Annotated in this window: 14 protein-coding genes; 7 read left to right on the top strand and 7 right to left on the bottom strand. The window is 65.5% G+C overall.

The window, feature by feature from the left end; translation table 11 throughout:
- Window positions 1-5: 5 nt before the first annotated feature.
- Window positions 6-1373, top strand: coding sequence for an alpha-glucosidase/alpha-galactosidase (locus ACE3Q6_RS10620; protein ID WP_374431967.1), 1368 nt, complete (start codon window positions 6-8; stop codon window positions 1371-1373).
- A gap of 4 nt (window positions 1374-1377) precedes the next feature.
- Window positions 1378-2883, top strand: coding sequence for a tryptophan halogenase family protein (locus tag ACE3Q6_RS10615; RefSeq protein WP_374431965.1), 1506 nt, complete (start codon window positions 1378-1380; stop codon window positions 2881-2883).
- Window positions 2884-2961: 78 nt separating this feature from the next.
- Here the strand turns inward: ACE3Q6_RS10615 and ACE3Q6_RS10610 are convergent, their stop codons facing one another.
- A complete protein-coding gene (locus ACE3Q6_RS10610) occupies window positions 2962-3822 on the bottom strand; it encodes a helix-turn-helix domain-containing protein (RefSeq protein ID WP_374431963.1) in 861 nt (286 codons plus the stop codon).
- An 83-nt stretch (window positions 3823-3905) separates the two neighbouring features.
- Here ACE3Q6_RS10610 and ACE3Q6_RS10605 point away from each other — a divergent pair, with 83 nt between their 5' ends.
- Together ACE3Q6_RS10605 and ACE3Q6_RS10600 are read left to right on the top strand one after the other, a co-directional pair.
- Complete coding sequence (locus ACE3Q6_RS10605) at window positions 3906-5279, top strand: alpha-glucosidase/alpha-galactosidase (protein ID WP_374431961.1); 1374 nt, start codon at window positions 3906-3908, stop codon at window positions 5277-5279.
- A 50-nt stretch (window positions 5280-5329) separates the two neighbouring features.
- Complete coding sequence (locus tag ACE3Q6_RS10600) at window positions 5330-6397, top strand: ABC transporter ATP-binding protein (RefSeq protein WP_374431959.1); 1068 nt, start codon at window positions 5330-5332, stop codon at window positions 6395-6397.
- Between the two features lie 79 nt (window positions 6398-6476).
- Here ACE3Q6_RS10600 and ACE3Q6_RS10595 read toward each other — a convergent pair whose 3' ends face one another.
- The 6 genes from ACE3Q6_RS10595 to ACE3Q6_RS10570 all read right to left on the bottom strand — a co-directional run bounded on the left by ACE3Q6_RS10595 (window position 6477) and on the right by ACE3Q6_RS10570 (window position 12846).
- The gene (locus ACE3Q6_RS10595; RefSeq protein ID WP_374431957.1) at window positions 6477-7319 is read right to left on the bottom strand and encodes a carbohydrate ABC transporter permease; all 843 of its coding nucleotides are present in this window, start codon (window positions 7317-7319) and stop codon (window positions 6477-6479) included.
- Window positions 7316-8197 (bottom strand): carbohydrate ABC transporter permease, encoded by an 882-nt coding sequence (locus ACE3Q6_RS10590; RefSeq protein WP_374431955.1) that lies wholly within the window; start codon window positions 8195-8197, stop codon window positions 7316-7318. The genes ACE3Q6_RS10595 and ACE3Q6_RS10590 overlap by 4 nt, the downstream gene beginning before the upstream one ends.
- Window positions 8198-8254: 57 nt before the next feature.
- Entirely contained in the window at window positions 8255-9526 is a 1272-nt protein-coding gene (locus tag ACE3Q6_RS10585) for an extracellular solute-binding protein (RefSeq protein WP_374431952.1), read from the bottom strand.
- 108 nt (window positions 9527-9634) lie between these two features.
- Window positions 9635-11140 carry an alpha-N-arabinofuranosidase gene (locus tag ACE3Q6_RS10580; RefSeq protein ID WP_374431950.1) on the bottom strand — a complete coding sequence of 502 codons (1506 nt, stop codon included), beginning with the start codon at window positions 11138-11140 and terminating at the stop codon, window positions 9635-9637.
- Between the two features lie 110 nt (window positions 11141-11250).
- A complete protein-coding gene (locus tag ACE3Q6_RS10575) occupies window positions 11251-12177 on the bottom strand; it encodes an ArsR/SmtB family transcription factor (protein ID WP_374431948.1) in 927 nt (308 codons plus the stop codon).
- Between the two features lie 72 nt (window positions 12178-12249).
- Complete coding sequence (locus tag ACE3Q6_RS10570) at window positions 12250-12846, bottom strand: TetR family transcriptional regulator (RefSeq protein WP_374431946.1); 597 nt, start codon at window positions 12844-12846, stop codon at window positions 12250-12252.
- Window positions 12847-12942: 96 nt separating this feature from the next.
- Here ACE3Q6_RS10570 and ACE3Q6_RS10565 point away from each other — a divergent pair, with 96 nt between their 5' ends.
- The 3 genes from ACE3Q6_RS10565 to ACE3Q6_RS10555 all read left to right on the top strand — a co-directional run bounded on the left by ACE3Q6_RS10565 (window position 12943) and on the right by ACE3Q6_RS10555 (window position 16336).
- The gene (locus tag ACE3Q6_RS10565) at window positions 12943-13407 is read left to right on the top strand and encodes a (2Fe-2S)-binding protein (RefSeq protein WP_374431944.1); all 465 of its coding nucleotides are present in this window, start codon (window positions 12943-12945) and stop codon (window positions 13405-13407) included.
- A gap of 1 nt (window position 13408) precedes the next feature.
- Window positions 13409-15655 carry a molybdopterin cofactor-binding domain-containing protein gene (locus ACE3Q6_RS10560; protein WP_374431942.1) on the top strand — a complete coding sequence of 749 codons (2247 nt, stop codon included), beginning with the start codon at window positions 13409-13411 and terminating at the stop codon, window positions 15653-15655.
- Window positions 15656-15901: 246 nt separating this feature from the next.
- Entirely contained in the window at window positions 15902-16336 is a 435-nt protein-coding gene (locus ACE3Q6_RS10555) for a DUF2231 domain-containing protein (protein WP_374431940.1), read from the top strand.
- Window positions 16337-16342 lie beyond the last annotated feature (6 nt).

Genomic DNA, 16342 nt, shown 5'->3' with positions numbered 1-16342 from the left:
TGGAAATGCCCAGCCCCGTCATCACCTTCATCGGCGCCGGATCGGCCGTCTTCACCAAGAACATCGCCGGGGACATCCTGTCGCGACCGGCACTTGCGGGCGCCGAGATCCGCCTGATGGACATCAACCCCGAGCGGCTGGAGGAATCCGAGATCATCGTCGGGAAGCTGGCGCAGACCCTGGGTGGCAAGGCATCGGTCAAGACCTACACCAATCAGAAGCGCGCGCTGACCGGGGCGGATTTCGTGGTCTGCTGCTTCCAGGTGGGCGGCTACGATCCCTGCACGATCACCGATTTCGAGGTGCCGAAGAAGTTCGGCCTGCGCCAGACCATCGCCGACACCCTGGGCATCGGCGGCATCATGCGGGGCATCCGGACGGTCCCGCATCTCTGGTCGATCTGCGAGGACCTGACCGAGGTCGCGCCCAACGCGATCATGCTGCAATACGTCAACCCGATGGCGATCAACACCTGGGCCATCGCGGCGAAGTATCCGAAGATCCGGCAGGTGGGCCTCTGCCACTCGGTGCAGGGCACGGCCTGGGAACTGGCCCGCGACCTGGATATTCCGGTCGAGGAGATCCGCTACCGCGCGGCGGGCATCAACCACATGGCCTTCTACCTGACCTTCGAACACCGGCAGGCGGATGGGTCCTACAAGAACCTCTACCCCGACCTGGTGAAGGGCTACCGCGAGGGGCGCTTCCCGAAGCCCAGCCACTGGAACCCGCGCTGCCCGAACAAGGTGCGGTACGAGATGCTGACGCGGCTGGGCTACTTCGTCACCGAGTCGTCGGAGCATTTCGCCGAATACACGCCCTGGTTCATCAAGCGCGACCGGCCGGACCTGATCGAACGCTTCGGCATCCCGCTGGACGAATACCCCAAGCGCTGCATCGAACAGATCGCGCGGTGGAAGGGCGAGGCAGAGCGGCTGAAGACCGCGAACGTGGTCGAGGTGAAGGAAAGCCACGAATACGCCTCCGAGATCGTGAACTCGGTCGTCACCGGCGAGCCTTCGGTGATCTACGGCAACATCGGCAACCGCGGCTTCATCCCGCAACTGCCCGAGGGCTGTGCCGTGGAGGTGCCGGTGCTGGTGGACCACATGGGCCTGCAGCCGACGGTGGTGCATGACATCCCGCCGCAGCTGATCGCGCTGATGCGGACCAACATCAACGTGCAGGACCTGACGGTGCAGGCGCTGCTGACCGAAAACCCCGAGCACATCTACCACGCCGCCATGCTCGACCCGCACACGGGGGCGGAGCTTGACCTCGACCAGATCTGGGCGCTCACGACCGAGCTTCTGCAGGCCCACGGCGACTGGCTGCCGAAATGGGCGCGGGTGCCGGTCCGGAAGGCGGGCTAAGGCCATGTGGCCCCGGCGCATCTGTGTGGTGGGGGGCGGGACGGCCGGCTGGCTGGCCGCGATGATGCTGGGCGACTCGGCGCGTCGCGGGGGGCATCCGTGCGAGGTCACGGTTATCGAGAGCTCGAAAATCGGCACCATCGGGGTGGGGGAGGGGACGACTGCCGTCTTCCGCCAGATGCTCCAGCACTTCGGGTTGGACGAGGCCGAGTTCCTTGCCGCCACAGGGGCCACGATCAAGTTCGGCATCCGCCACCGCGACTGGCGGCGGAAGGGCCACAGCTATGACGGCCCCATCGACGATCCGCACCGGGTGGCGGGGTTCGACGTGAACGCGCTGGACGTCTATCAGGTCTCTCAGGGCGAAAGCGTGGGCGAGACGCATCTCTTCCAGCACCTGCTCAATAGCAACCGCAGCCCCTTCGCGATGGTGAACGGGCGGCGTGTGGCAGTGGGGCCCTATCACCACGCCTTCCACTTCGACCAGGCGCTGGCGGGGAAGTGGCTGCGGTCGAAGGCCAAGGCCATCGCCACCATCGACGACCAGGTCCAGACCATCGAACGCCACCCGGAGACCGGCAACATCACCGCGCTGGTCCTGGAGGGCGGCGCGCGGGTCGAAGCGGACCTTTACGTGGATTGCACCGGCTTCCGCCGTGCTCTCATCGGGCCGATGGGCGGGCAGTGGGTCAGCTATCGGGGGACGCTGCCGGTCAACCGGGCGATCCCGTTCTGGCTGGACATCCCCGAAGGTCAGGAGATCGAGCCCTGCACGCTGGCCTGGGCGCAGGGCGCGGGCTGGATGTGGAAGATCCCGACGCAAGGCCGCTATGGCTGCGGCTATGTCTTCTCGGACGCGCATGTCACCCCGGATCAGGCCAAGGCCGAGATCGAGGGCGTGCTGGGCCACCCGATCGAGGTGCGGAACGACATCAGGATCGACGCCGGGCGGCTGGAGAAGCAGTGGATCGGCAATTGCGTCGCGCTGGGCCTGTCGTCGAGTTTCCTGGAGCCCTTGGAGGCGACCTCGATCCACGGGACAGTGGTGCAGTTGATGCTGCTCGCCTCGGTCCTGCCCAACCCCGACGAACGGGCGCGGCTGGCGTTCAACGGCGCGGCGGCGCGGCAGGTGGATGATTTCCGCGACTTCATCCGGCTGCATTATGTGAGCGAACGCCGCGACACGCCCTTCTGGCAGGACGTGGCGGGGTCACTGCCAGACCGGCTGGCCGAGAAGCTGGCGCTTTGGCAAGCGAAGGTGCCGGGGCCGGAGGATTTCCAGCCCTTCCCGATGGGGCTGCCGCACACCGACCACCACCTGCATGTGCCGGTGCTGGATGGTTTGGGTCTTCTGAACCCCCAGGCCGCAAAGGACTGGCTGGCGGAACGCCCGAAATTGCGGGCCAATGCCCGGCGTTCGGCGCGGTCGCTCGCCACCGAATACCGGCTGGCCGCAAGGCAGGCGATCCCGCATCGGGCCTTTCTGCAAGGTCTGCACGAACCCGCTTGAACCCACTCGTCGTGCACTTCGTTTCTCCTCGCTGACCCTTCCGACGAGAAGCCGAAGGCGCGACGCGGGCGGCGTCCCTTAAACCGCCTCGTCCCGCAGCGCGCGGAACTCCATCGGCGACATGCCCCGGTGCCGCCGGAAGGCCTTGGCGAGGTAGTTGGCATCGGCAAAGCCCGTCGCCCGCGCGATCTCGGCCGCCTTCATCTCCGAGGCGGTCAAGAGCCGCTCCACCCGGTCCATCCGCCGCGCGAAGACGTGGTCCGACGGGGGCACCCCCATCTCCGCTGCGAAGCGCCGGACGAAATGCGCCCGGCTCAGCCCCGCAACCTGCGCCAGCGCGTCGACCCGCAGATCGCCGCCCAGGTTCGCCTCGACATGGGACAGCACGCGGGTCATTTCAGGGGGCAGGGCGCCCTGAGGTTTGGCCTTGGAAAAGGCCGTGTCATGCAGGATGGCCAACGCCTGATAGCCGAGCACGGAGGCCTGCGCGGGTGTCATCGCCCGGGTCAGGAGCGCGTGGCAGGCCCCCGCAAGCTGGGCGGCCCCATCCTGCGGCGGCTGCAGGACCGGGCCGGCAACGGCCAGCACCTCACGCGCCATCCGCAGGGCCTCGCGGCCCGAGAGGATGAACCAGAAGTACTCCCAATGCCCGCCGCGTTCCAGCCAGTAGCGGTGGGCGTGGGGCATGGTCACCAGCATGGTTTGACCCACCCGCAGCCGGTGCCGCGCCCCGCCGAAATCGAGCCGCCCCTCGCCCAGAAGCGTGTGCTGGATCACCAGGAAGGGCTCGGACCCGCGCTTCATCCCGTCCCAGCTGTAAAGCTCATTCCGCCGCTGCTCATACCCCGCCGCTTCGGCCAGCACCCCCAGCGTCGGCACCGCTCCGCGGCGCGACAGGCTGCGGACGTCATGGCCGTGGTCGAGGAGGGCGGAGAGCATGAAATTACCCGGATTGGCACAAGATTTCTCTACACCCGCGCCGCCCCCGGGCCTAGCCTTTTCCGCAACAAGGGAGGTCTCACATGCCGTTCAAACTCTGCATCATCGGCGCGGGCAGCGTCGGTTTCACCCGCAAGCTCTGCTCGGACATCCTGAAGGTCCCGGAGTTCGAGGGGATCGAGATCGCCCTCACCGACATCAGCCAGACGAACCTGGACATGATCGCCCAGATCCTGCGCAAGATGATCGAGGTTTCGGGATTGAAGACCAAGGTCACGGCCACCACCGACCGCCGCAAGGCGCTCGAAGGCGCGAAGTACGTGATGAACACCGTGCGGATCGGGGGTGTGGAGGCCTTTGCGACCGACATCTCCATCCCGCTGAAATACGGCGTCGACCAATGCGTCGGTGACACGATCTGCGCGGGCGGGATCCTTTATGGCCAGCGCGGGATCGCCGCCATGCTGGACTTCTGCAAGGACATCCGCGAGGTCTGTCCGTCGGACCACCTCCTCCTGAACTACGCCAACCCGATGGCGATGATGACCTGGGCAGCCATTGACCACGGCGGGGTGAACACCGTGGGCCTCTGCCACGGCGTCCAGAACGGCCACCGCCAGATCGCCGCTGCGCTTGGCGTGCCGATGAGCGAGGTCGACATCATCTGTTCGGGCATCAACCACCAGACCTGGTACCTGGATATCCGCCACAAGGGCCGGAAGATCGAGAAGGACGAGCTTCTGAAGGCGTTCGAACGCCACCCTGTGTTCAGCCGCCAGGAGAAGGTGCGGATCGACGTGCTGAAGCGCTTCGGCTTCTATTCGACCGAGTCGAACGGCCACCTGTCGGAATACCTGCCCTGGTACCGCAAGCGGCGCGAGGACATCCCGAACTGGATCTCGACCGACGACTGGATCCACGGCGAGACGGGCGGCTACCTGCGCCACACGCGGGAGACGCGGAACTGGTTCGAGACGGAGTATCCGACCATGCTGAAAGAGGCCGAGAAACCCCTGTCGCAATGGAAGCGCACCGACGAACATGCGAGCCACATCATCGAGGCGCTGGAGACCGGGCGGCCCTACCGCGGGCATTTCAACGTCAAGAACGGCGGTACGATCACCAATCTGCCCGCGGATTGCATCATCGAGAGCCCCGGCTGGGTCGACCGCTTCGGGATCAACATGGTGGAGGGCGTGACCCTGCCCTTGGCCTGCGCTGCGACCTGCCAGGCCTCGGTCAACGTGCAGCGCATGTCGGTGCAGGCGGCGATCACGGGAGACGTGGATCTGCTGAAACTCGCGGTCCTGCACGACCCGCTCGTCGGCGCGGTCTGCACGCCCGAGGAGGTGTGGAACATGGTGGACGAGATGCTGGAGGCCCAGGCCCAGTGGTTGCCGCAATACCCTGCGACCGGGGGGCGAGCAAAAGCTGGGAAGGGCGCTGCTACAGCTTGACATCTGATATATACCCGAAACTATGATCCTATAGCTTCGGGAGGGATGCGATGGCCGGAATCGCCTTGGAAAAAGTGTCGAAGAAGTTCGGGTCGGTCGAGGTGATCCGCGACCTGAGCTTGCAGATCGACTCGGGCGAGTTCGTGGTCTTCCTCGGGCCGTCGGGTTCGGGCAAGACCACGCTTCTGCGGATGATCGCGGGCCTGGAAAGCATCGATGCGGGTGCGCTGACCATCGACGGGGTGCGGTCCGAGGGGCTGGCTCCGGGCCAGCGGAACCTGGCGATGGTGTTCCAGAACTATGCGCTGTACCCGCACATGACCGTCGCCGAGAACATGGCCTTTGGCCTGCGGAACGTGGGTCTGCCGGAGGCGGCGATCAAGGCCCGGGTGGCGGAAGCGGCGCGGATGCTGGAGATGGAGAAGCTTCTGGCGCGTCGTCCGGCGGAACTGTCGGGGGGGCAGCGGCAACGGGTCGCCATCGGGCGCGCGATCGTGAAGGAGCCGAAAGCGTTCCTGTTCGACGAACCCCTGTCGAACCTCGACGCGGCGCTGCGGGTGCGGACGCGGGTGGAACTCGCGGAACTGCACCAGCGCCTCGGCTCGACGATGATCTACGTGACCCACGACCAGACGGAGGCGATGACCCTGGCCGACCGGATCGTGATCCTGAACGACTGCAAGATCGAACAGGTGGGCACGCCGATGGAGGTCTATGCGCGGCCCGCCTCGCGCTTTGTGGCCAGCTTCATCGGGTCACCGGCAATGAACCTTCTGCCGGCCACGCTGACAGGGCAGGGCGACCGGGCGGCGGCGCGGCTGGGGGATGGAAGCGTGGTGACCCTTCCCTTCGCGCCCAAGGGCGACGGTCCGTGGGAACTGGGCATCCGGCCCGAGGCGCTGACCGTCCATGGCGCCGGGACGACGAAGGCCACTGCGACGGTGGTGGAGCGTCTGGGCGACCGGACGCTGGTCTATGCAAAGCTGTCGGACGGGTTGCAGGTCATCGCGCAGGACAGCGGCAAGTCGCAGGTGAAGGCCGGGGATACGATCGGTCTCGCCTTCGACACCAACGAGTTGCACCTGTTCGACGGCCAGGGGCGCGCGGTTTCCCACTGAGCGCGGAGTTTTCGAAAACTCCGCATCGGAGCCTTTGAAGGCTCCGGCCCGATTTCTTCGAAGAAATCGGCGCCCGGAGTCAGCCCTTGATCCCGGCGGAAAGCGTGATCGCCTCGGTCACCTTGCGCTGGAAGAGGAGGTAGGCCAGAGCGACCGGTAGCCCGGCGAGGACGGCGGCGGCCAGCTGGCGGGCGTAGTAGACCCCGAAGGCGTCGTTCACCTGGGTGATGCCGACCGGGACGGTCATCATCTCGGTCTTCGTCACCGACAGGAAGGGCCAGAGGAAAGCGTTCCAGGTCCAGATGAAGGTGACGATGGCAAGCGCCGTGGTGACCCCCCAGTTCATCGGCAGGTAGACCTTGAAGAGGATCCGGAACTCGCCCGCGTTATCCATCACGGCGGCCTCGCGGAAGTCCTTCGGGACCTGGTCGAAGAACTGCTTGTAGACGATGATGATGACCGGGTGGATCAGCTGCGGCAGCATGATCCCGGCCCAGGTATTGATCAGGCCCAGCTGCGAGACCAGGACGAAGTGGTTGATGATCAGCGCCTGGGTGGGGACCATGAAGCTGGCCAGGATCAGCCACCACAGCGCCTTTCGACCGGGGAAGCGCAGTTGCGACAGCGCATAGCCGCAGAGCATCGAGGTCACGATTGTCAGCACCGTCACCCCCACCGCCACGGCGATTGAGTTGATGTACCAGGTCATGATCTGGGTGTCGTAGATCGCCGTGGTGTAGTGGCTGAACGTCAGGTTTTCCGGCCAGAGCTCGATATAGGGGCGGACGACCTCGTCCTCGGGTTTGAGGGACGAGATCACACCCCAGTAAAGCGGGAAGGCCCAGACCAGGGCGAAGAGGATGGTCAGGACGGTGATGACCCCGCCCCAGAAATTCGCGCGCTGCATGCCGGATGCGGTCATTTGCGGCCCCCCGCCAGGCGCAGAAGCTGGAATTGCAGGACCGAGACGACGACCACCAGGACAAACAGCGTCACGGCCACGGCGGCGGCGCGGCCGCCCTGGTCCTGCTGAAAGGCGCGCTGGAAGACGTAGTAGACGAGAACCATGTTGTCGTTGGGTCGGCCGCCGGTCGAGAAGAGGTAGACCTGGTCGAAGATCTTCAGCTGCGCGATCAGCTGGATGGTGAAGACCAGCGTCGTGACCGGCCAGAGGAGCGGCCAGGTGATGCGGCGGAAGGTCGTCCAGCGGGTGGAGTTGTCCATCGCGGCAGCTTCGTAGATTTCTGCCGGAATGGCGCGCAGACCCGCGAGGAAGAGAAGGATCGAGAAGCCGGCGGTCCACCAGATGGTGACGACGCCCACGGCGGGCATGAACCACTCGCGCGTCTTGAAGATCGGGATGCGGTCGATGCCGAAGAGGTCGAGGATGTGCATCGCGATGCCGAACTGGAAGTTCAGCACCCAGTCCCAGATCAGGTAGACCACTGACACGGGGAGGATGTAGGGCAGGAAGAACAGCGCCAGGATCGCGGCCTGCAACCGGCCTTTCAGGCGCGAGACTCCAAGCGCGATCAGCAGCGCGATGATCGTGCCGGGCAGGACGGTCAGAAGGACGAAATAGGCGGTGTTCCAGGCGGCGGTGCGGAACCGCGGGTCGCTGTCTAGGCGGGCATAGTTGTCCAGGCCCACCCACTCGCCCGAGCCGATAAGGCCAGCATCAGTGAAGGAAATGCCGAACATCTGGATCGTCGGCCAGACGAAGACCAGAAGGTAGATGGCAAGGAAGGGCGCCACCAGAACGGCGGCGACAAGAGCATCCTTGCGGCGGTTGGTCAGCATGGCATCTTCCCGAAAGGTGACGGGCCGCCCGGTGACAGGCGGCCCGGTTCAGTCAGGTCAGAGAGCGTTGAGCTCTTCCTTGATCGACTCGACGGCTTCGGCCGGGTCCATCTCGCCGTTCAGCGTCGGCACGAAGTAGGTCGACATCACGTCGAAGATCGGCCCGGCGACACCGGCAAGCGGGGATTTCGGGTCGAAGATCATGTTCGCCGTCAGGGTGGAGTAGGTCGCGTTCGGCTCCATCGCCGCGTATTCCGGCGAGGCGACGACGGCCCCGTTCGCGGGGATATGGCCCGCGGTGGCCCAGAAGAGCGAGTTCTTCGACATCCAGGACATCACCTCCAGAACCGCGGCGCGCTTTTCGGGGGTCATTTCCTTGCCCTGGTTCGCGGGGATCGCAAAGGCGTGGCTGTCGGCATAGGTCGCGGGCTTGTCGAAGATGACGGGCAGTTCGACCGCGCCCCAGTTGAAAAGCTTCCCTTGGGCGTTGAGGTCGGTCATCGTGGGCACTTCCCACACGCCGTTGATCATCATCGCCGCTTCGCCACTGGTGAAGAGGGCAACCGTGGCCGGATAGTCGGTGTAGGTGGACTGGAGACCCGCCTTCGTCCATTCCGCCAGGACGCCCAGGGCATTGGCCAGCTTCTCGCCGTTGTCGCCGGCCAGGAACTCGCCATCGGTCATCAGCTCGCCGTTCTGCTGGCCGACCAGCGAGTAGATCGTGCGGAACATGAAGTTGCCGTCGGCGGTGACGGAGCCGAGCGGGAACTTCACCCCGCTGTCCTTCAGCGCCTGCAGGGTGGCGGTGAAGCCCTCGCGGCTGTCCAGCCCCTTGGGCTTGCCGTTTTCATCGAGCATCCCGGCTTTTTCCAGCAGGTCCTTGTTGTAGTAAAGGACGATCGGGTGGGTATCGAGCGGAACGGCGTACTGCTTGCCGTCGATGGTCACCGCGTCCCAGGTCGCCGCGGCGAAATCGGCCGAACCAAGGCCCATCGCCGTCCAGTCATCGGGGGTGATTTCCTGCAGGATGCCCTGCTGCACGGCCAGCGGGATGCGGCTGGCGTGGTAGGTCATGATGTCCGGAGCCTCGCCCACGGCGGCCGAGGTCTGGACCTTGGCATAGAAGGGCGTGCCCCATTCCAGCGTCGTGGCCTCGATCTTGATCTGTCCGGCGTGGGCGGCGTTGAAGTCCTCGAGGAGTTTCTTCATGCGCACGCCGTCGCCGCCGCTCAGGAAATCCCACCAGACGACAGTCTCTTCCGCCCGGGCCACACCGGCAAAACCGATGGTGGCGACGATGGCAGCCTTCATCATTCCACGTAACGACATCATTTTCCTCCCTCATGGCGGCGTGGTTCGCCGCGTCTCCTGCGAAAAGCGTATCCGCTTTCCCGATTCGATCAATCGAAACCTGATACGTATCCGAGACTTGGATACTTACAGCCCCACCCGGATCATCGAGTAGGAATGCGGCGGCAGGGTCAGGTGCAGGCCCTTGCCGTCGAGCTTCGCCCCGTTGCCCTTCTGCGGGGCGACGTTGTCGGGGTTGGTCTTCGAATTCCGCGCCTCAAGGTCGTTGTGCTTGATCAGCGTGTGCTCGACCGTACGGGCGGTGAAGCCGTCGAGCGCGAGGTCGACCTCCATCGGTTCAGAGCCGTTGCGGTTGATGGCGAAGAAGGTCAGCGTACCTTCGTCGTCGTTGCGCACGCCCGCGATGTCCAGCCAGGGAACGCCGGCGGCGGCGTCGGCGTCGTAGGTCGGGACTTCGACAGCAAGCTGCATCGCCGTGCCGCGCCCATTCTTCGAGGCGAAGAGGAAGGGCCAGTAGATCGTCTGCCGCCAGGCCGGGCCACCGGGTTCGGTCATGATGGGCGCGATCACGTTCACGAGCTGCGCGATGCAGGCAATCTTCACCACATCGGCGCGGCGGATGAAGGTGTTCAGGATGCAGCCGACCTGCAGCACGTCCTCGAAGTTGTAGATGTCCTCCAAGAGGACCGGCGCCTCGGGCCAATCCCAGGTGCGCATCCGCTCGGCGTCCTGCTTGCGTTCGTGATACCAGACGTTCCATTCGTCGAAGCTGATCGTGACCTGCCGCTTGGACCGCTTCTTCGCTTTCACGTAGTCGATGATCCCCGCGACCGTGCCGATGTAGGTGTCGAGCTTCTGCGGTAGTGCGAGGAATTCGTTGGAATTCTTCTCGTAGTTCTCGAAGTACATGTGCAGGCTGATGTGGTCGACCTGGTCGTAGGTTTCCTCCAGCACGGTGGCTTCCCACTGCGGGTAGGTCGGCATGTTGGAGTGGCTGGAGCCACAGACGACAAGCTCCAGTGTGGGGTCGAGGCCGCGCAGCGCCTTCGCCGTCTCGTTGGCCAGGTGCCCGTATTCCCCGGCGGTCTTGTGGCCGACCTGCCAGGGACCGTCCATCTCGTTCCCAAGGCACCAGAGGCGGCAGTTCCACGGCTCCTTGCGACCGTTCTTCGCCCGCAGGTCCGACCAGTAGGTCCCGCCCTTGTGGTTGACGTATTCGACGAAGGCCCGCGCCTCGTCGAGGCCCCGCGAGCCGAGGTTCACGGCCAGCATCATGTCGGTCCCGGCCTTTTCGGCCCAGTCGGCGAATTCGTGGATGCCGACCTGGTTCGATTCCGTTGTCCGCCAGGCGAGGTCCAGCCGCTTGGGCCGCTGGTCCTTCGGGCCAATCCCGTCCTCCCAGTTGTAGGCCGAGACGAAGTTGCCGCCGGGATAGCGGCAGATCGGGGTGTCCAGCGCGCGGACGAGGTCGATCACGTCCTGCCGCATCCCGCTTGTATCCGCGGTCGGATGGCCCGGCTCGTAGATGCCGGTGTAAACCGCACGCCCAAGGTGTTCCAGGAACGACCCATAGAGCCGCTTGTCGATATCCGCGACCGTATAGGCGCTGTGCGCCGTGACCCGTGCCTTCATGATGTTCCTCCCGTCCGGATCTGAGAATCCGTTTCTCTGGTTCATACCAGATTTCCGGGTATAGTTCGTCAGGCTTTGCCCGGGGTCAAGCGAAAAGGTTGGGAAGAGTGTCAGGCGCGGATCAGGCGCAGGGCGATGTCCTGGTCGTGGTTTCCGAAGCCGCGCCCGAAGATGTTGATGCCGCCGGGATGGCGGGCGTCTTCCTTCACGCCGATCCGGACGCGGATCGACCGGTGGTCGTTCAGCTCCAGATCGCCCAGTCGGCAGTCCGACAGCCGGACGCCATCAAGGAAGGTGCCCGAATCGGTGACCTCCCAGCGCTTGAGGTCGCCGTATTGCGACCCGGCCAGCTTCCACCAGTCCGGCGTGAACTTGCCACGCTTGTCGCCATAGTCGCCGGGCGAGGTCCAGGTCCCGATCTCGTGCCCGTTGATGGCGACCGTGATGTCCGAAGGCCAGTCCTTCGAGGTGCCAGGCACTTCGGATGACAGTTCCACCGTCAGCTCCAGCGACCGGATGGAAGAGCCGGCAAGCTTGGCATTGTTGGGAAACTGGTATTCGACGAAGCCGTGGTTGAACCACAAAAGTCCGGCGCGCATCCGGTCGGGGTCGAGGAAGGTGTCGGGCACGTCGAGCAGGCCGATTATCGCATCGGGCGAGCAAAGGCCACAGGGCGCGCTGACCTCGCAGCGGGTGTAAAGCCCGATCGGCATGGCCACTTCGATGGCGTTCGCGTGCTGGACCGGCTTCGATTCCTTGAAGGCGATCAGCATCTCGGTGAAGGTCGAGTTGCAGATCTTCTGGCTGCCCTTGCGCCCCTTTTCGGACCGGGTCTGCACCAGCCCGGCGTCGACCAGGATCTGCATGTTGGACGACACGGTGGACTGCGGCAGGTCCAGGTCCTCGGAGACCTGGTTCACGTTGCGGGGGCCGTTCCGTGTGAGATGTTCAAGGATGCGAACGCGGACTTCGCTGGCCAGACTGCGGAGGATGTCGGGTCGCTCGAGCGGGTCAACAACGAGAATCTGGTTGGTCATTTGCGCGCACGCGGTTCTATCTCAGCGATCCGTATCAGGATTGCGGATTCAAATAAAGCGAGTCTGTGCGGGCTATCTGGTCAGCGCCTTGCCGAAGACCGCCGCAACGCGCGCCTGGGCGGCGCGGTAGTCGGCAAAGTCCCGGGCATTGGCCTTGATGCCGAACTTGGTGGCCATCACGAGCGCGGCGATCTCGTCGGCGGTGGCGTTCAATCCGTCCAGCGTCAGCCGGCCTTCAGCCACGCCCTTGCGGATCCACTCTGCAAGGTGGTGGGTGATCCGCGCATGGGCCGCCTCGACGCAGGGTTGCGTGAAGGGGGTATCGGAGGACAGCATTTCGTCGGCGTGGGGCGAGTTCAGCATCGCCTCCATCGCGTCGCCGTCGATCGCGTGGAAGGCATCGAGCAAAACTTCGGCTGCCGGGCCGGAGCGGACGAGCACGCGTTCCACCGCCTTTTCCGAGCGTTCGAAATGGATGCGGACCAGCGCGTTGAAGATGTCGTCCTTGCCCGCATAGTGCAGATAGAGCGCAGGGCGGGACATGCCGGCCAGCTTGGCGATGTCGGCCATCGAGGTCCGCCGCAGACCGTAGCGGGCAAAGCATTCGAAGGCCGCGCGCAGGATCGCGGCTTCCTTCGGATCGGCGGGCGTATCAACCTCGGTCGTCATGCGGCCAGTCTAGGCAAGCCCCGGCGATCCGTCAAACAGAGGTTGACAAAATGACAAAATACGTCGAAAATGTCAGAAACCATCGGGAGACCTCGCATGAACCTTACCCTGTCCATCAACGGCGCCCCCCGAGAGGTTGATCTGCCCGGGGATGTGCCCCTCCTCTGGGCCCTGCGGGACGGGCTGGGGCTGACGGGGACCAAGTTCGGTTGCGGGGTGGCGGCCTGCGGGGCCTGCACCGTGCTGATTGATGGCCAGGCGGTGCGGTCCTGCCAGGTCCCGATTTCGGAGGCCACGGGCGAGATCACCACGATCGAGGGGCTGGGCCAGCCGGGAGCCTTGGCGCCGCTGCAGGACGCCTGGGTCCGCCACCAGGTCGCGCAGTGCGGCTACTGCCAGTCAGGCCAGATCATGCAGGCGGCGGCGCTTCTGGCGCAGGTGCCGGATCCGACCGACCAGGACATCGACGACGCGATGCAGGGCAACCTCTGCCGCTGCGGGACCTATCCGCGCATCCGGGCCGCGATCCTGGATGCGGCGCAGACGATGAAGGCGGGTTGACATGGCAAGCTGGAAAACCATCACCCGCCGTTCCTTCCTCGTCCTCGGTGCCGCCTTTGCCGGGGGTGCCGCCTTCGGGGCCTACAAGGTCGCCGAAGTGCCGGCGAACCCGCTGGTCCCCGGGCCCGACGGGATGCCGCTGAACCCCTGGGTCATCATCAACGCCGACGGCGTGACGGTGATCGCGCCGCGCGCGGAAATGGGGCAGGGCATCTCGACCACGCTGGCGGCCCTGGTGGCTGAGGAGCTGGACGTCGACTGGTCGCAGGTGCGGGTGCTGCATGGCCCTCCGGCGCAGGCCTATTACAATGCGGGCTTCGTCGAGCGCATGTCAAACGAGCCGGACTACAAGCTGTCCATGCAGCCGAACGGCCACAACGCAATCCTTGCGGCCCTGCCGAAGATCTTTTCTTTGCAGATGACGGGCGGCTCCACTGGCGCGATCGGCGGCTTCGTGCAGATGCGGCTTGCAGGGGCAGGGGCGCGCGAGGCGCTAAAGGCCGCGGCGGCGCGGCGGTTGGGTGTCGCGCCCGACAGCCTGCGGACCGAGGGTGGCAAGGTCATCGGCGACCAGACCTTCACCTATGCCGAGCTAGCGGCCGAGGCGGTGGACCTGGTGCCCGAGGACGTGACTCTCCGCGACCCCTCGACCTGGCGCTATGTCGGCAAGTCCATGCCGCGGCTGGACATGGTGGCCAAGTCAACCGGGACCGAGACCTTCGGGATCGACATCGTCCTTCCCGGCATGAAGTTCGCGACCGTGCGGATGAACCCCCAGCGCGGAGCGGGCATGACCAGCTTCGAACCGGCCGCCGCGCTGGACTTTCCGGGCGTCGAGCAGGTGATCGGGCTTGGGACGGGCATTGCGGTGGTGGCGAACACCACCTGGGCCGCGATGCAGGCGGCGGCCCTGGTCGAGATCGTTTGGGAGAAAGCGGATTACCCGGCGGACACGCAGGCCATGATGGCGCGGATCGAGGCGGCGTTCCGGACTGACCCCGACTCGCGTCTGCGCGACGATGGGGATGTCGAGGCCGAACTCGCCAAGGGTGGGGTGATCGAGGCGGAGTACCGCGTCCCGTTCCTGGCCCATGCCTCGATGGAGCCCCTGAACGCGACGGCCTTGGTCAAGCCCGATGGCTCGGTCGAGGTCTGGTGCGGCAACCAGGCTCCGATCATGACGCGGGACGCCATCGCCGCCGCGCTGCGGATCGACGCGGCCAAGGTGACCCTGCACACCCCCGTCATGGGTGGCGGGTTCGGCGGACGCACCGACCCGGTGCCGGCGGTTCTGGCCGCCCGGATCGCGGCGGCGATGCCGGACACTCCGGTCAAGCTGACCTACAGCCGCGAAGAGGACATGACCCAGGACTATTACCGTCCGGCGGCGATCGCGCGGCTTTCGGGGCGGGTCGAAAATGGCCGGGCGACGGCACTCTGGGGCCGGACGGCGGCGCCCTCGGCCACCCGAAACGCGCTGGCGCGGCTGGTGGGATTTGCCCCTCCGGGACCGGACCGGGCCACGGTGGAAGGCGGCTTCGATCAGCCCTACGGCCTTGCGAACTACCGCTACGACGGCCATGTCGCCGACCTGACGGTGCCCCTGGGCTTCTGGCGGTCGGTGGGCAATTCGATGAACGCCTTCTTCCTCGAAAGCTTCATCGACGAGCTTGCCCATGCCGCCAAGGCCGATCCGCTTCAGTTCCGGCTGGACCTGATGCGCGACACCCACGCGCCCTCGGCCACGCTTCTGGAAACCGTGCGTGAGATGTCGGGCTGGGACAGCCTGAAGCGACCGGGCTTCGGCCGCGGCGTGGCCTTCTGCTATTCTTTCGGCACGCCCGTCGCCCAGGTCCAGGAGGTGCAGGAGACCCCAGACGGCATCCGCCTGACCCGCGCCTGGATCGCCTGCGACCCGGGCCTTGCGATGGACCCCTCGATCATCGAGGCGCAGATGACCGGCGCGATGGTCTATGGCCTGTCCGCAGCGGTCCAGGGTGCGATCACCTTTGCCGACCAGGCGGTCGTGGAGCAGAACTTCCCCGACTATGACGGGCTTCGGATGCACACCACGCCAAGCTTCGAGGTTCGGGTGCTGCAGAACAACGGCACCTTTGGCCATATCGGTGGCGTGGGAGAGCCGGGCACTCCTCCGGCGGCACCTGCGCTGGCGAATGCCCTCTTCGACCTGACGGGTGTCCGTGCGCGGGAGCTGCCGCTGAACCGGACGTTCGACTTCGCGGGCTAGCCGCTTCCGGTGGAAGGCGGTCCGGTGCACGGGCCGCATCTGCTTGGGCGCAAGGTTAGGGTCCAAGGGCACTGTCTGCGGCGCAAGATGGGGTGAAGCGTCGGACTGACCGGCTGCCGAGAACCGTCGTCATGTCCTTTGCAGACCAGGTCTGTTGCCATCCCGCATGTCCGGCGCAGGCAGATGGACCGGAACCATTTCCGGATCAGGGGGGTTGGGACCAGAGTCAGCGTGGAAGGGAAACTCATGGCGGTTCGCACCTTACCCTATTCCAGCCCCCGACCCTGGGCTTCGATCCCCGGGCAGGAGACCTTCAGGTCCTTTGCTGCGGCCTTCTTCTCTCTGACCCTTCTGACGGACTGGGCCTACATGCAGACCATGGTCCTGATGTGGAAGGATTTCTCGGCCTGGCTTCTGTTCGCCGGCGCCGTCTCGGGCGGGATCGCGGTGGTTCTCTGGCTGATTGGCCTTCTGGTTTACCGCCAGCAGCAGGCGTGGCTCGTGGTCCTGCTGAATGCCGTCATCCTGGCGGTGGCCTTCGTCAACAACCTGGTTCACGCCGGTGATGGCTGGACCGCCATCGTTCCCACGGGCATCGGGCTGTCGCTTCTGACCTGCGTGCTCATGCTTGTTTCGGCGGCCCTGCGCCGGATGGCGTTCCGCCCCGTTGTGCGCGCCTAAGGAGGA

The sequence above is a fragment of the Tabrizicola sp. genome (assembly GCF_041913445.1).
Lineage (GTDB): Bacteria > Pseudomonadota > Alphaproteobacteria > Rhodobacterales > Rhodobacteraceae > Tabrizicola.
Note: the sequence above shows the minus strand (reverse complement) of the source record. Positions and strands in the feature narration are given on the sequence as shown.

What these genes read in the sequence shown, in the direction of transcription:
- ACE3Q6_RS10620 (WP_374431967.1), top strand. Translation starts at nt 6, where the DNA reads ATGCCCAGCCCCGTCATCACCTTCATCGGCGCCGGATCGGCCGTCTTC.
- ACE3Q6_RS10615 (WP_374431965.1), top strand. Translation starts at nt 1,378, where the DNA reads ATGTGGCCCCGGCGCATCTGTGTGGTGGGGGGCGGGACGGCCGGCTGG.
- ACE3Q6_RS10610 (WP_374431963.1), bottom strand. Translation starts at nt 3,822, where the DNA reads ATGCTCTCCGCCCTCCTCGACCACGGCCATGACGTCCGCAGCCTGTCG.
- ACE3Q6_RS10605 (WP_374431961.1), top strand. Translation starts at nt 3,906, where the DNA reads ATGCCGTTCAAACTCTGCATCATCGGCGCGGGCAGCGTCGGTTTCACC.
- ACE3Q6_RS10600 (WP_374431959.1), top strand. Translation starts at nt 5,330, where the DNA reads ATGGCCGGAATCGCCTTGGAAAAAGTGTCGAAGAAGTTCGGGTCGGTC.
- ACE3Q6_RS10595 (WP_374431957.1), bottom strand. Translation starts at nt 7,319, where the DNA reads ATGACCGCATCCGGCATGCAGCGCGCGAATTTCTGGGGCGGGGTCATC.
- ACE3Q6_RS10590 (WP_374431955.1), bottom strand. Translation starts at nt 8,197, where the DNA reads ATGCTGACCAACCGCCGCAAGGATGCTCTTGTCGCCGCCGTTCTGGTG.
- ACE3Q6_RS10585 (WP_374431952.1), bottom strand. Translation starts at nt 9,526, where the DNA reads ATGTCGTTACGTGGAATGATGAAGGCTGCCATCGTCGCCACCATCGGT.
- ACE3Q6_RS10580 (WP_374431950.1), bottom strand. Translation starts at nt 11,140, where the DNA reads ATGAAGGCACGGGTCACGGCGCACAGCGCCTATACGGTCGCGGATATC.
- ACE3Q6_RS10575 (WP_374431948.1), bottom strand. Translation starts at nt 12,177, where the DNA reads ATGACCAACCAGATTCTCGTTGTTGACCCGCTCGAGCGACCCGACATC.
- ACE3Q6_RS10570 (WP_374431946.1), bottom strand. Translation starts at nt 12,846, where the DNA reads ATGACGACCGAGGTTGATACGCCCGCCGATCCGAAGGAAGCCGCGATC.
- ACE3Q6_RS10565 (WP_374431944.1), top strand. Translation starts at nt 12,943, where the DNA reads ATGAACCTTACCCTGTCCATCAACGGCGCCCCCCGAGAGGTTGATCTG.
- ACE3Q6_RS10560 (WP_374431942.1), top strand. Translation starts at nt 13,409, where the DNA reads ATGGCAAGCTGGAAAACCATCACCCGCCGTTCCTTCCTCGTCCTCGGT.
- ACE3Q6_RS10555 (WP_374431940.1), top strand. Translation starts at nt 15,902, where the DNA reads ATGGCGGTTCGCACCTTACCCTATTCCAGCCCCCGACCCTGGGCTTCG.